Here is a 14,506-nt window from a genome sequence, read left to right as displayed (position 1 = left end):
AATACCTGTTCGATACCGAGAAGGCCATGGTGCGCATCGACATGTCCGAGTACATGGAGAAGTTCAGCGTCCAGCGCCTGATCGGGGCGCCTCCGGGATACGTGGGCTACGACGAGGGCGGGCAGCTTACCGAAGCCGTGCGCAGAAAACCCTACTCCGTGCTGCTTTTTGATGAGATCGAAAAGGCGCACAAGGACGTTTTTAATATCCTGCTTGGAATTTTAGACGACGGGCGCGCGACCGACAATAAGGGCGTTACGGTCGATTTTAAAAACACGATCATCATCCTAACGAGCAATATCGGCTCGGCTAAGATTATGGAGCTTGACGCCAAAAATACGGACAAGCCGCGCGAGGTAGCACTTGCCGAGCGCGAGGAGGCGGTAAAGAGCGAGCTGAAGAATTATTTCAAGCCCGAATTTATCAACCGTCTGGACGACATCGTGATCTTCAACGCCCTAAGCGAGGACGATCTTATAAAAATCGTGGGCATTATGTTTAAGAGTCTGCAAAAAACGCTCGCAAATCGCGGCATTAACGCGAGCCTAAGCGAAAATGCCAAAAAGCTCATCGCCTCGGCGGGCTTTGATATCGAATACGGCGCAAGGCCGCTACGAAGGGCGCTCTACGATCTAGTAGAGGATAAGATCGCCGATATGATCCTAAGCGACGAGATCAAAACGGGCGATAAAATCGAAATCGGCGCACGTGACGGCGAGATCGAGATAAAGAGGGTGAAGTAAAATTCAGCGGAATTTATCCTGCAGGGTAAATTCCGCGCTTTGGTGGAGTAAATTTGGCGAGGTAAATCTCACCGTCTTAGCTAGGTAAATTTGGTGGGTAATCTTTCCCATGGGAATTGAAACAAAAGTCTTTTTATTACTTTTATTATTACTTTTAAAATTTTATAGTAGGCAAGATTCTATTCCACTGGGAATTGAAACATCATAATGCTATCTTTAATGGATACGAGAGCCTTTAAGTAGAATTCCATCCCTTTGGGAATTAAAACAGTCCGTATATGATGAAGCGGAGGGGCCCGGTGAAAGTATAATTCCATCCCGTTGGGAATTGAAACAATTTTTTGGATCGAGCCCTTTAATAAAAGACCTATCGTAGAATTCCATCCCGTTGGGAATTGAAACTATCACCAAACTCGGGGTTACCGACAAGGTTAAAGTAGAATTCCATCCCGTTGGGAATTGAAACTATGAACGACAGCCGCAGAGAAAAGCAAGCGACGAGGTAGAATTCTATTCCATTAGGAATTGAAACGTGATATACTTCATCACGTAGCCCGTGGCGTTGTGTAGAATTCCATCCCATTAGATAGAATTTCAAAGAATCTTGAGGTGCACAATCATAGAATTTAATGCGTTTCTATATATTAGGAAATAAATCCCTAATGAAGCAATTCCTAGCAAGCCTCCCTAGCGAGTAATCTTCATTGGCAAGATTCAACCCTTTTTCTTATCCTTCTTGTTCTTGCGGGAGGGGCTTTCCAGCTTGCGCCAAGCCTCGCTTTTTTGGCTATCCTCCATTAGCACTATCTCCCTGGCGCCGTTTCGCACGAGGTTTGGATCCACTGCAAGCTCCTTCGCATCGATCTTTTCAGGATAGTCTATGCGCGAGAGGATGCAGCGGAAGGCGTTTAGTCGCGCGATCTTTTTGTCGTTGCTATCAAGGATCGTCCACGGCGCAAACTCGGTATTTGAAGCGAGCAGCATCGAGTATTTTGCGAGCGTGTATTGATTCCACAGCTCCTGCGATCTCGCATCCACCGGCGAGAGTTTGTATTGCTTCAGCGGGTCGGTGCGGCGCGATTCGAAGCGCCTTTTTTGCTCCTCTTTGGAGACTGAAAAGTAAAATTTAAACAAAATTATCCCCGCACTTACCAAAAGCTCCTCAAATTTAGGCACTTGGCGCAGGAAATCTTTATGCTCGGCGTGGGTGCAAAAGCCCATCACCGGCTCGACCATCGCGCGGTTGTACCAGCTGCGGTCAAATATCGTGATCTCGCCGCCGCTGGGTAGGTGCGCGACGTAGCGCTGGAAGTACCATTGCGTCTTTTCGACGTTGCTCGGCTTTTCGAGCGCCACGATGCGGCATCCGCGCGGGTTAAGATGCTCGCATAGTCGCTTGATCGTGCCGCCTTTGCCCGCCGCGTCGCGTCCCTCCATCAAAATCAAAATTTTTAAGCCCTTTTCTTTTACGAATTTTTGCAGCTTCAAAAGCTCGATCTGGTATCTCTCAAGCAGCGTTTCGTAGTCTTTGAACGAGATTTTTTCGTACTTTGAGCTTTTAAATTCTATCTCTTTCAGCGCTATTTCGCCCGTTTCGGTTTTGATCTCTTTGCTCATATCGCCTCCTAAAAATTTTAAGGAATTTTACAAAAAAGTTCTTTAGATTACACTATAAATTCATACTTATTACGTTAGAATGTAGGAAAAAATTTCAAAGGATAAAATTTGATCAGATCGCTGATTTTGACGGCATTTTTTCTCTTGGGTTTAAGCGCCGAGCCCTTAAAACCTTCCGATGCGTTCAAGCTTGACGCGACGGCGCAAAGCGATAGCGTAACGCTAAGCTTTGATATCGCGGACGGGGTCTATCTCTATCAAAACGAGATAAAAATTTTCATCGGCGGCGCAGAGGTAACGAATTTAATAAATTTGCCCGCCGCGACCGAATACAAGGATTATAAAATTTATGAGGGCAAATTTAGCATCGCCGTGCCTTTGGGTCTAGTGCTTGCAAATGCCGCGAACAGCGATAATTTCGTGCTTAACGGCGATTTTTTGGGCTGCACGAAATCGGGCTTTTGCTATCAGCCGCAGCAGTTCGGTTTCAGCTTCAAGCGCGTAGTGGAGGGCTATCATATCAGCAGAATTTCAAACTCCGAGCTGAAAAAATATCGAAAAGGCGCAAATTCTGCGCAGATTTCTGCCGCAGACAGCGCGCAGAGCGGGAATTTAAATTTTGAAAGCAATACCGCAGCTTCAGGCGCAGAGGCAAATTCTGAGGCAAACTCGCAGGCGACGGGAAATTCCGCGGCAAGCTCGGCGGAAAGCGCTGCGGTAAATTCCGGTGAAGCCTCCGCGCACAAAAATCCACGCGGCGTAAATTCCATCTCCGAGCAGGATAAAATTTTAAACGTTCTTAGCGGCAAGAGCTTCATCGCGGCGATCGCGCTGTTTTTCGGCTACGGCGTGCTGCTCTCGCTAAGCCCTTGCGTCTATCCGCTCATCCCGATCCTCTCGTCGATCATAGTGGCGAAAACCTCCTCGAAGCCGAGCGCGAAAAAAAGCCTCGCCGTAAGCCTCGCGTATATTTTCGGGATGGCGAGCTCGTATGCGATTTTAGGAGCTTTCGTGGCGGTTTTCGGGCAAAATTTACAGGGCCTGCTGCAAACTCCGCCCGCACTGATCCTAACCTCGCTCATATTCGCCGCGCTCGCGTTTTCGATGTTTGGATTTTACGAGATCCGCCTGCCTGCGCGCTTTCAAAGTTTCTTAAATAGCAAAAGCGAAAATGCTGGCGGCCTGATCGGAGTTTTTTCGATGGGGCTTATCTCGGCGCTCGTCGTATCGCCGTGCATCTCCGCTCCGCTTGCGGGCGCGCTCGTTTACATCGCGGGCAGCGGCGACGTTCTGCTGGGTGCGGCGGCTCTTTTTGCGCTGGGGCTCGGAAGCGGCGCACTACTGCTTGTGGTAGGGCTCGGCGGTGCACTGCCTAGACCCGGAGCTTGGATGGAGGCGGTGCCTAAAATTTTCGGCTTTTTGTTGCTTTTTACGGCAGTGTGGATTTCGCGCACGCTCATCGGCGAAAATTTAAGCCTGCTGATTTATGCGGTTTTAGGCGCGATCTTCGCAGGATTTTTGGGGCTGTTTGACGGCGGCGCAGGCGGGATAAAGCGCGCTTTGGCTCTCGTAATCGCGCTATATTCGGCGCTGCTGCTCGCGGGCTTTGCCAGCGGCGCGAAAGATTTTTCCAGGCCGCTTGGTAATCTAATCCCGCAAAATGCGAGATATTCCAGGGGCGGCTTGGGCGAGGGCTTGCAGGCGGGCGAAATTTCTAGCGCTAAAAATTTAAGCGGCGCGCATTTTTCGTTTGTGCGCGATCTGACGCAGCTGCGCGGCGAAATAGAAAATTCCAAAAAGCCCGTGATAGTGGATTTTTGGGCTAGCTGGTGTAAAAATTGCGAGCAGAGCGAGCGAGCGTTCGCAGATCCCGCTCTTGCGGGCGCGCTTGATAAATTTAGCCTTTTAAAGATCGATCTTAGCGAAGATAGCGAGCAAAACAGAGCGATAAAAGCGCATTTTAACGTATTCGGCCCGCCTACGATTCTGTTTTTTAAAGAGGGCGCCGAGATTGCGAACCTGCGCCAGATCGGCAGCGTAAATTCCGAAAAGCTGGCCGAAATTTTAACCGAAATTTAGTGAAATTTAGATAGATTTCAAACAAAATTTAGTTTTAAGGATTGCGCGATGATAAGCAAAAATAGGGCTACGAAAGAGACCAAAATCGAGCTTGAGCTGGAGCTTTACGGGCGCGGCGCGGCGCAGATACAAACGGGCATCGGTTTTTTCGATCATATGCTTAGCGCGTTTGCCAAGCACGCGTGGATCGATCTGAGCTTGCGCTGCGAGGGCGATTTGCAGGTCGATTTTCACCACAGCGTCGAGGACTGCGGCATCGTGCTTGGAAGCGCGATCAAAGAGGCGATCTATCCCGCGCAAAACATCGAGCGCTTCGGCGATAGCGTCGTCGTGATGGACGAAGCCGCCGTAAGCGCCGCGCTTGATTTTTCCAACCGCGCGTTTTTGGTATTTGATTGCCCGAGCCTGAAGCGCGGTAAGATCGGCGAATTCGACGCCGAGCTCGTGGAGGAATTTTTCCGCGCTCTGGCTTTCAACGCAAATTTAACGCTGCATCTAAGCCAGATCCGCGGCGAAAATCTGCACCACGTGGCGGAAGCCGCGTTTAAGGCGTTCGCCGTCGCATTTCGTCGCGCGATAAGTATCAATGAGCGCGCCGGCGTGCCTAGCACGAAGGGCGTTTTATAGCGGCAAATGCGCGCTAAATTTAGCAACATTAGCAATTCGCGGTTTTGAAATTTTATCGGCGTTTGAAATTTTACTCTTGCCGCTGCTTGAAATTTGCAAAATTTCGTCCTTGCCCCAGCAAAGCGCGCCGCTTTATTAAGACCGCTGGCGGTGCATTTGCGCCCGCCGCGAAAACCGTGAATATGCTATATGAAATTTCACACCGTCGGAGCGCTAAAATGCCGCTTTGCATATTAAAATTTAAAGGTAAAAGATGAATAATTTCGGATCGCTTATGGAGATTTTAAATGTACTATTTTTGATCTGCTTTGTTTGGCTTATCGTGTGTTTGATTAAATTTATCAGATCAAAAGACGAGCCGGAGCGCCATAAAAGAGATAAAAAATTTCTAATTATTTCGGTGGTTGTGTTTGCATGCGCTTTTGCTCCACTCATATATTCTCAGTGGCTATTCGATCCTTTTTCTATACTTATCTTGGTTTTTACCGGGCTGCCGGTAATTTCGTTCATTTGGCTAATTGTAAGTTTAGTAAAATTTATTAGATCTGCTAAAAGCACGGATGAGCGCCGTAGAAGAATTAAAAATTTGCTGATTCTCTCTGCATTTTCGTTCATAACTTTTTTAGCCGTCCTAATGGGCTTTTTATGGCTGCTTAATAGCGCGCTTGCGCATATGTGAGGCATAAATGAGCGATGAAATTTTTCAAAAAACGATCGCCGTAATATTGACGGCTTGGGCGATCAGCGTTTGCGTACTAACCGCAGCGGCGTTGTATCTGCAGAGCAAATGCTCGATCATCTCCTATATCGCAAACGGAAACTAAGATGAAGCGCCTATCTATCGTCATTTTGCTAGCGCTTGGCTTGGCGGCTTTCGATTTTGCGTTTTACAGCCTCGTCGTGAAGCGATACGTAAATCAAAGCAGCGCCGAGATGCAGGCTAAATCGATCGAGCTGCATAAATTCCTGCCGTTTGACGAGAGCTCGCAGATCGTGCGCGTTAGCTCTAGCTTAAAACTTAGCGGCGATCTGCCGATAATCGACGGCGCAGCGGCTTTGTATCCGGTGTTTTCGGCATTCGTCGCGGCGAGCTATCCTAAGGACAGCGTGGAGTTTGACGGGCAAAATTTTACCGATGCTAGCAGGCTTAAATTTAGCAACACTCGCGGCGCATACAAGGCCATAAGCGACGGCGAGGCGGATCTGATCTTTGTCGCCGCTCCTTCAAAGCAGCAGCTTGATTACGCGCAGAAAAAGGGCGCAAATTTACGCTTCGTGCCGATCGGGCTGGAGGCGTTCGTCTTTATCGTAAATGCGAATAATAAAGTATCTAATTTAACCGTGGATCAGGTGCGAGGAATTTATTCGGGGCAATATAGCGACTGGTCGCAGCTCGGCGGCGAGCGCATGCGAATAGATGCCGTGCAGCGAAACGCGGGCAGCGGCAGCCAGAGCGCGTTTTTAAAATTTATGGGCGAGACGCAGCCTAAGCGCAAGATCACGGGCTTTTTCGGCAGTGCAATCGGCTTTTCGTTTCGCTATTACGTCGAGGGGATCGTGCAAAACGGCGGCGTGAAGATGCTTAGCCTAAACGGCGCGTATCCGAATAAAGAAAATATCTCTAGCCGCAAATATCCGCTCGTAGCCGAAATTTACGCGGTTTACGATGAAAACAACAAAAACGAAAATATCCGCATCTTGATAGATTGGATCCTTTCGCCGCAGGGGCAAAGTATCATCGAAAATAGCGGCTACGTGCCGATTAAGGGCTAAGATCGCAGCTTAAATTTATACGCCGTTTGCCAAAAATTCAGCCAAATTTCGTTAAAATCACAAAATTTCAAAAAACGGAAAACGAAGTGATAAAGATCATATTTTTAGACGTAGACGGTTGCCTTAGCGACGGCGGGCTGTACCATTCAAACGGCGGCGAAGAGATGAAGAAATTTAACGTAAAAGACGGATTCGGCATCCAGGAGTGGCAACGGCTGGGGCTAAAGGTCGCGATCATCACCGGCAAAAGCTCGCAAATCGTCGCAAACCGTGCGCGCGAGCTAAAGATCGATACGCTCTTTCAAGGCGAAAAAGACAAGCTCTCAAGGGCGGAGCAAATTTTAAAAAATTTTAACCTAAGCTTCGATGAGGCCGCCGCGATCGGCGATGATATAAACGACGCGAAGCTTTTAAGCGCAGTCGCGATCAGCTTCAAGCCCGCTGATGCGCTAAGCTCGCTAAAAGCGGACATCATGCTAAGCAAAAACGGCGGCTGCGGCGCGGTGCGCGAGATGATCGAAATACTCGTCGATAAAAACGGCATGCGCGAAGAGTGGAATAGCAAATGGCTGTAGTTTCGCAAGCGCGCGTGAGAATGCCTGCGAGGGGCGAAATTCCGCGCAGATCAAAAGGAGCCGAGCGATGGTGATAAAAATTTTCTACGTCGCGATTGCGATCTTTTGCGTCGCGATGGTGTTTTTAAGCGTGCAGACGCCGTATTTTAGCGATATGTTTAGGCAGGATCTAAGCATTGCGAATATGGAGATGAAAAAGATCGTCGATTATCAGATCGGCGAGCGCGTGGATGCTAAATTTACCGCGGACGGCGGCACTCGCTACAAGGATCGCGACGAGTTTGTAAATTTTAAAGCCGAGGAGATTGGCGCAGATCTAAATCACACTTTGGTTTCAAAGACCGCGACGCGCGCCGGCGAGCTGATAAAATTTAACGGCGACGCGCACTATGTAAATAGCAGAGGCTTTGATTACACGGCGCAGGAGATCATCTACGATACGAGCAGCAAGATCGTCCGCTCCGACGTGCCGTACGTGCTGCGCCAAGGCGGCGACCGCATCACGGGCGCAAGCATCAGCTACGATACTAAAACCAAACAAACAAACTCAAAAGGAATCCACGCATGGTATTTAATAAAAGATCAAAACTCCACAAACTAATACTTTCAGCCGCGCTAATTGCGGGCTTTGGCGCGACCACTCTTAGCGCCGCGCAGGAGCAGGTCGAGGTCACGGCGGATAATTTTTTCGCCGACGAGATCAAGCAGATCAGCGTGCTGACGGGCAACGTTCGCATCAAAAAGGGCGCTTATGATACGCTAAATTCCGATAAAGTGACGATTTACTTCGACGCCAAGCGCCAGCCTACCAAATACGTCGCGACGGGAAATGCAAATTTTAAAATTTTACTCAATCAAAAGCATTACGACGGCAAGGGCGGCGTGCTGACCTACGATCCGACTATCGAGGCTTACACGCTCGAAAACAACGCCTATCTGCACGAGGCCGAGACCAAAAAGGAGGTTTACGGCGATAAGATCATCGTAAATCGCCAAAAGGGCACCTACGAAGTAAAAAGCGGCGGCGGCGAGAAAAAGCCCGTGCGTCTGATCTTTCAGGTCGAAGATCAAAACAAATGATCTATCCTAGCAGCGCGCAGTTTATCACCTCCGCCGCAAATATCGCGGGTGCGCCCGAGTTTGCGATGAGCGAAGTGGCGTTTTTGGGGCGCTCCAACGTCGGCAAAAGCAGCCTGATAAACGCGCTTACCGGGCGCAAAAATCTAGCCAAATCAAGCTCGACGCCGGGCAAAACGCAGCTGATAAATTTTTTCGAAGTTAAATTTAAACAAAAGCTTGCCGCAGACTCGGACGGCTCGCAAAATGAAATGTCACCCGATCTAGCGAGCAAAGAGGCTTTAAGCTCGGCTGCAAATTGCGCGCAAGATCACGCGGAGGCTGCGGCGTCTGAGCGAAATTTGAAGCAGGATTTCGTTTTAAATTTAAAAAGTGCCTCGGCGGATTTTAGATCGGATCGCGAGACAGATCTTGCGGCAGGTTTTACGTCAAATTCCGCGCAAAGCTCTGAATTAAATTTTACAGGTAGATCCGCGCTAAGCTTAGCGGGCAACCCCGCTTTTTCGGATCTTGCGAGCTTGGGGGAAAATATCTCTTTGATCTTCGTGGATCTGCCGGGGTTTGGGTACGCTAAGGTTTCTAAAAAACTGCATTATATCTGGCAAAAAAATCTCGACGAGTTCATCAAAGAGCGCCTAAATATCAAGCTTTTCGTCCATCTCATCGACGCGAGGCAGTTTGATCTTGAAATAGATAAAAATTTGCAAAACTATCTCGCTAGTTTTCTGCGCGGCGATCAAAAGGTCGTGAGGCTCTACACCAAAGCCGACAAGCTCAACCAAAGCGAGCGCGCAAAGCTTTTGAGGCACGATCCGCAGGCGGTTTTGGTCTCGACGCTAAAAGGCAGCGGTCTGCAAAAAGCACGCGAAATCATCGTATGCGGGGCGTTTGGATTATGAAATTTCTAAATTTAAATACGTTAAATTTAGCGACGCAGAATTTCAAAATAATTAAATTTAGAGGATATAAAATGCGCCGCCAAGATCGCGCAAAGATTAGGGAAAATTTTAGATGATACGGCTAAAAAAGGCGCGTCTTTGCGACATTTCGCGTATGCAGGAGCTCGTAAAAGAGGAGGTTCAAAACGGCGTAATCTTGCCGCTTGAAAGCGATGAGATAGCTGCCAATATCCGCTCATACGTGCTGGCGTTCGGTTGCGATTCTAAGGCGGATAGGAGTTTTGATTGCAAGGAAAATTTGAGTTTCGATTCTAAAGAAAATTCCGACTTAAATTTAGCCAGGAATTCCGATTCAAATTTAGCGCGCAATTTGGATTTAAATTTAATCCAAAGCTCCGCAGAAAATTTTGCCGAAATTACTTCTGAAAATTCCGCCGAAGATGCCGCGGGCAATTTCGCGTCGCAACGAGATACGTCTCAAAATAGCGCGCCACGAAATAGCGCGCTGCAAGCCGTATCCGGGGCGAGCCGCGCGCAAGCAGACAAAGAGCAAATTTTACGGAGCGAATATTCACAAAGCGAGGGCGTTTTTCAGAATGACCTTTCGCGGCTTTGCGAATCACAGTCCGCAAAAGATGCGGAAATTTTGACGGGCTTTGCTTCGCTTAAAATTTTTAACGCCGATCTTGCCGAGGTGCGCTCGCTCATAGTCGCTCCGCAGTTTCGCAGGCGGGGCATTGCCAGAGCTATCGTAAACGAGCTGCTAGATGAAGCGAAATTTTACGGGCTAAAAAGCGTATTTACGCTCACCTATCAAAAGGAATTTTTCGAGCGGCTGGGGTTTACCGAAATCCCAAAGGATGAGCTGCCCGCGCAAAAAATTTGGGCCGATTGTATTAAATGCAAAAAGTTTCCGGTATGCAACGAAATCGCACTTATCTATACCTTATAGCGGACACGCTTTTTAGCGCGGGGGTTCTTTTTTACCTGCTTTTAAGTGCGGTGTATAGGGGGCTGCCGCCGCTGATCGGATTTTTTTTCACGGCGATGGTGGTGCAAAAATATGAAAACGACGTGAAATTTAAAAAGTTCGGCTTTAGCTGGTTTTTCTCTATTTTTTATCTATTTTGCGCCGAGCAGATCCACGGATTTAACCTATTTAGCGTGGCTATCGCGTATTGTATATTTTATTTCGTGGTCTATGAAAACTCATTTAAATATATTAAATTTAGAAATTTTTTGATCTGCTTTTACGTGATGATTAGCTATGTTTTGGTCTTTGTGGTGAGCAACGCGATCTCTGCGATCAAAAAGAGCGAGTATCTGCCTCTAAGCGGCGAGTATTTAAATTACATCGTGATTGAAATTTTGCTTGCTCTGCTCTTTTTTAAGGGGCGGCTGGTATGAGGCTAAAGTTTGTATTCGTATTTGTGATACTATTTTTTAGCATGCTTTTGGTTAGAATTTATTATCTTTCGATCAAATCAAACGAATTCTACGAGCAGGTCGCTAAAAACAACGTCATTTCTACCGAATACATCCCGCCGGTGCGCGGTCAAATTTTAGACGCCAAAGGCCGCCCGCTCGCGATAAACAATCTCGGCTTTTCGCTATCCATCGCACCGCATCTAAAAGACGCCGCACTGCAAAGCGAGCTAAATAATATCTCGCGCTACTTCAAAGATCTCAACGTCACCGCGATGAGTAAGAGCTACAAGGACGCGAATTCCGCTTATAATCAAGACTTTATCGAAGTCGTGCCGTTTTTGGATTACAACGCCACGATAGAGCATTTTGCGAGCTTGAGCCTGCACGAAAATATCAAAATTTCGCCCGCTTCGCAGCGCTTTTACCCTTACGGCGCGCTTGCTTCGCATATCATCGGCTACGTAGGCCGTGCCAATAAAAAAGATATCCAAAACAACCCCCTAAGTGCGCTTACCGGATACAACGGCAGAAGCGGCGTCGAGGGGTATTATAACGAGCTTTTGCAGGGCAGCAAGGGCGAGCGCAAGACGAAGGTTACGGCGCTAAATCAGGTCGTGGAGGAGATCTCGATGCAAGAGCCCAGCAGTAGCGAAATCTCCCTTACCATCGATCTTGAGCTGCAAAAATACCTCGAGGAAATTTTTAAAGACAAGGACGGCGTAGCGATAGTGATAGATCTGCGCGACGGCGCTATCATCGCGGCGGGCAGCTTCCCCGAGTACGATCTGAACACCTTCGTGGGCGGAATTTCGCAGACGCAGTGGGACGAGCTGATAAAAGATCCGCGCCACCCTTTTACGAATAAGCTCGTAAACGGCCTCTATCCGCCGGGCTCTGTAATTAAAATGGCCGTGGGGATGAGCTTTTTAAACAGCGGCAAGATCAACGAAAATTGGAGCGTGTTTTGCAGCGGCGCGATAGAGCTTGGAGGGCGTAAATTTCGCTGCTGGAAGAGCTGGGGTCACGGCCGCGTGAGCTTAGTAGAGGCGATTAAGGGTAGCTGCGATGTGTATTTTTACGAAGGCTCGCTGCTGGTGGGGATCGACTATATGTCCGCGTATCTGCAGCGTCTGGGGTTTGGTAGTAAAACAGGCGTCGATCTACCCAATGAGTTTGTAGGCACGATGCCTAATAAGGCCTGGAAAATGCAGAAATTTAAGCGCGCGTGGTATCAGGGCGAGACGGTCAATGCCTCGATCGGCCAGGGCGACGTGCTCGTCACCCCTATGCAGGTGGCGAAAAACACCGCGCAGATCGCCTCGGGCAAGGCTATCACGCCGCATTTTTTAAAAAGCATCGACGGCAAGCCGGTGGAATTTACCCCCACCGAGCTTTTCACGCCGAAAGAAAAGGCGCAGCTGCCGCTCGTGCGACGCGGGATGTATGAGGTCGGCAACAACCCCGACGGAGGCACTGCCTACAAGCTTATCCATACTGCAGTAGTGCCTCTAGCGGTCAAGACGGGCACCGCGCAGGTAGTAGGCATCTCGCAGACCACCAAAAAGCGAATGAAAGAGGCCGATATGGACTACTTCCACCGCTCGCACGCCTGGATGACGAGCTTCGGACCGTACGACAAGCCGCAATACGCCGTAACCGTGCTCGTAGAACACGGAGGCGGCGGCGGAAGCGCGGCAGGTCCCGTAATAATGCAAATCTACGAAAAGCTCGCCCAGATGGGCTACATCGACGCCAACGCAACGACCAGCGAACACAGCGCAAAGAAGACAAAGTAGGATGGGATTTTAGAATTTTAGAATTCTACTCGTGCTTTGCTTGCTTTAAATTTTAAAATTTAGCAAGCCTTTGCGGGCTTTAAATTTTGAAATTTACCCCGCTTCCGTGAGCCTGAAATTTTAAAATTTAGCGCAGTGTGGAGGCTTTGAAATTTAGATTTGTGCCCGTACTTCGCAGATTTTAAATTTTAAATGCACCATAAGAATAAGGCGGTAGAATACGCCAAAATATCTTTTTATAAAAATGGGGAAATTTATGAGGGATTATGATAAGGAGCCGATAATAGTAAAAAATGACTATTTGTTAAAAAGTAAATTAACAGTAGGAATTTTTTTCCTGATATTCGCATTAGTATTCGCCATTAGATCTATTTTTCCTATTGAAAGTTTCTTTAGTAGTAGTTTTAGAAAAGGCGAGCTAGCTCTTTGCATATTTATATTTTTCAAAACGATTTTTGGAGATTTTGCAATGCTAAAAGGTATGCTGGTAAATGACTTACAAATTAGAATTTTTGAGAAAATAATAGAATGCGATTATGTGGATTTTGCAGGGAATTTAAAGGTTCTAAAAATCCAGCTTACGGAGCATACAAAGATAACGTATTCATACTTTCCATGTTTTGGAGAAACTGCAAAACTTGATAGTAAAACTTTGATGGATAAAATTACGTATATAACAAATCTTGCAATGGCTATCATCATAAACTTTATATTTATAATTATCTTTCAATGCTTAAATTTCTTAGGGATAAAAAAATACTATATTTTTGATGATAACGGTACTATGATATCAGTAAAACAGAATAAATTACTTGTTGATAGATTCGGTAAAGTTCCTTTTAATAAGCGAACCTTGATGATATCTTTAACTAACTACAATTCAAAATTTTTTGATAAGGATAAAAAATAATTCTAATTTTAACGGTATCAAATTAGGTAGATAAGTAGAATGAAATTTTAGCTTACGATCGCAACGGGCAATATAGACAATGGCAGCGAAAGGCTTAAATTTTGATGATAAATTACGACAAAGTGTTTTTAAAAGTACCGAAATGAAACGCGATATAAAAGCCAAATTGATCTTAAAAGCTATAAATTAGGGGCTAGGGTGATAAAAGAGTTCATTAAAAAATGTTTTGAGCTAAAAGGGGTGAGGATTTTATTCTGGATCGCCTTGCTCTTTTTTACTATAGACTGCTTGGGCGTTATATTTGCCAGCATAGATGCGGTTTTTTTGGCGGAGTATAGCGGCCGCGATCTTGCGCATCCACTTTCTATCGTTTTAAAAGCTTTTGAACTAATGTGGCACGAAGAGGCGAGCGATAGCGAAAGCGATATTTTCGGCGCTATGGTATTGTATCTATTTTGCGCGACGGTAATTTTGCCTTTAATCACCTGCTGCTTCGTATTTTCTAAAATAAAAGCTTTTATTCTGCTGGATAAAATATCCGCCGCATCTGTATTTTTTATAAGTCTATTTTATACTTATTCGCTAGCTGTGATAATCCTAGCAAGAGCCGATTTGACCTGGTTAGGTCATCTGTTTGATCGCTCAAATTTTAATTTTAATATAATGATGATAAGCGTTTTATCGTCGCTAATAATCGCATCTGTAACGGTTTTTATTCTAAAAAGAAGAGATAAAATTTAATGCGGATAAGTTTATGAGATCATCTTTTTTCGGCTAAATTTTACGTAAATTAATACGTAAAATTTTATGAATAGAGCTTGAGATATGTAAATTTAAAAGGGGCAAATTTTGGAACGATCCTAAAATTTGCCCCTGCTTCAGATTCAAAATTTCAGGTTTTGAAGTTTGAAATTCCGATCATCGACTTCGATTTTTAAAATTCTAATCCTACCCGCCTTTTTAAATTTTATAATCTAAAATC

The 14,506-nt window shown here is 46.5% G+C and carries 15 protein-coding genes; 14 read left to right on the top strand and 1 reads right to left on the bottom strand.

What is annotated here, in order from left to right; all coding sequences use genetic code 11:
- On the top strand, positions 1-743 hold a 743-nt coding region (locus Q0236_RS08215; RefSeq protein ID WP_297916785.1), incomplete at its 5' end, for an AAA family ATPase.
- A 714-nt stretch (positions 744-1,457) separates the two neighbouring features.
- Here Q0236_RS08215 and ppk2 read toward each other — a convergent pair.
- Positions 1,458-2,360 (bottom strand): polyphosphate kinase 2, encoded by a 903-nt coding sequence (gene ppk2, locus Q0236_RS08210; RefSeq protein WP_297916783.1) that lies wholly within the window; start codon positions 2,358-2,360, stop codon positions 1,458-1,460.
- Between the two features lie 108 nt (positions 2,361-2,468).
- Here ppk2 and dsbD point away from each other — a divergent pair, with 108 nt between their 5' ends.
- From dsbD to Q0236_RS08140, 13 genes are all read left to right on the top strand, one after another.
- On the top strand, positions 2,469-4,439 hold the full coding sequence (dsbD, locus tag Q0236_RS08205; RefSeq protein WP_297916781.1) for a protein-disulfide reductase DsbD: 1,971 nt from the start codon (positions 2,469-2,471) through the stop codon (positions 4,437-4,439).
- A 48-nt stretch (positions 4,440-4,487) separates the two neighbouring features.
- The gene (hisB, locus tag Q0236_RS08200) at positions 4,488-5,066 is read left to right on the top strand and encodes an imidazoleglycerol-phosphate dehydratase HisB (RefSeq protein ID WP_297916779.1); all 579 of its coding nucleotides are present in this window, start codon (positions 4,488-4,490) and stop codon (positions 5,064-5,066) included.
- A 686-nt stretch (positions 5,067-5,752) separates the two neighbouring features.
- On the top strand, positions 5,753-5,890 hold the full coding sequence (locus Q0236_RS08195) for a hypothetical protein (protein WP_297916778.1): 138 nt from the start codon (positions 5,753-5,755) through the stop codon (positions 5,888-5,890).
- 1 nt (position 5,891) lies between these two features.
- Complete coding sequence (locus Q0236_RS08190) at positions 5,892-6,839, top strand: substrate-binding domain-containing protein (protein ID WP_297916776.1); 948 nt, start codon at positions 5,892-5,894, stop codon at positions 6,837-6,839.
- An 86-nt stretch (positions 6,840-6,925) separates the two neighbouring features.
- Positions 6,926-7,414, top strand: a complete 489-nt coding sequence (locus Q0236_RS08185; RefSeq protein ID WP_297916774.1) for an HAD family hydrolase — start codon at positions 6,926-6,928, stop codon at positions 7,412-7,414.
- Between the two features lie 67 nt (positions 7,415-7,481).
- Positions 7,482-8,015, top strand: a complete 534-nt coding sequence (gene lptC, locus Q0236_RS08180; RefSeq protein ID WP_177389114.1) for an LPS export ABC transporter periplasmic protein LptC — start codon at positions 7,482-7,484, stop codon at positions 8,013-8,015.
- Positions 7,979-8,494, top strand: coding sequence for a lipopolysaccharide transport periplasmic protein LptA (gene lptA / locus Q0236_RS08175; RefSeq protein ID WP_177389112.1), 516 nt, complete (start codon positions 7,979-7,981; stop codon positions 8,492-8,494). Before lptC ends, lptA begins: the two co-directional genes overlap by 37 nt.
- Positions 8,491-9,390 carry a GTP-binding protein gene (locus Q0236_RS08170; RefSeq protein WP_297916772.1) on the top strand — a complete coding sequence of 300 codons (900 nt, stop codon included), beginning with the start codon at positions 8,491-8,493 and terminating at the stop codon, positions 9,388-9,390. Before lptA ends, Q0236_RS08170 begins: the two co-directional genes overlap by 4 nt.
- Positions 9,391-9,502: 112 nt before the next feature.
- Positions 9,503-10,342 (top strand): GNAT family N-acetyltransferase, encoded by an 840-nt coding sequence (locus Q0236_RS08160; RefSeq protein ID WP_367274744.1) that lies wholly within the window; start codon positions 9,503-9,505, stop codon positions 10,340-10,342.
- Positions 10,309-10,797 (top strand): hypothetical protein, encoded by a 489-nt coding sequence (locus tag Q0236_RS08155; RefSeq protein WP_005869105.1) that lies wholly within the window; start codon positions 10,309-10,311, stop codon positions 10,795-10,797. The genes Q0236_RS08160 and Q0236_RS08155 overlap by 34 nt, the downstream gene beginning before the upstream one ends.
- On the top strand, positions 10,794-12,614 hold the full coding sequence (gene mrdA, locus Q0236_RS08150; RefSeq protein WP_297916769.1) for a penicillin-binding protein 2: 1,821 nt from the start codon (positions 10,794-10,796) through the stop codon (positions 12,612-12,614). Before Q0236_RS08155 ends, mrdA begins: the two co-directional genes overlap by 4 nt.
- A 256-nt stretch (positions 12,615-12,870) precedes the next feature.
- Complete coding sequence (locus Q0236_RS08145) at positions 12,871-13,524, top strand: hypothetical protein (RefSeq protein WP_297916767.1); 654 nt, start codon at positions 12,871-12,873, stop codon at positions 13,522-13,524.
- A 198-nt stretch (positions 13,525-13,722) separates the two neighbouring features.
- The gene (locus Q0236_RS08140; protein WP_297916766.1) at positions 13,723-14,265 is read left to right on the top strand and encodes a hypothetical protein; all 543 of its coding nucleotides are present in this window, start codon (positions 13,723-13,725) and stop codon (positions 14,263-14,265) included.
- The last annotated feature ends 241 nt before the right edge of the window (positions 14,266-14,506 follow it).

Source organism: uncultured Campylobacter sp. (genome assembly GCF_938031315.1).
Taxonomy (GTDB): domain Bacteria; phylum Campylobacterota; class Campylobacteria; order Campylobacterales; family Campylobacteraceae; genus Campylobacter_B.
Note: the sequence above shows the minus strand (reverse complement) of the source record. Positions and strands in the feature narration are given on the sequence as shown.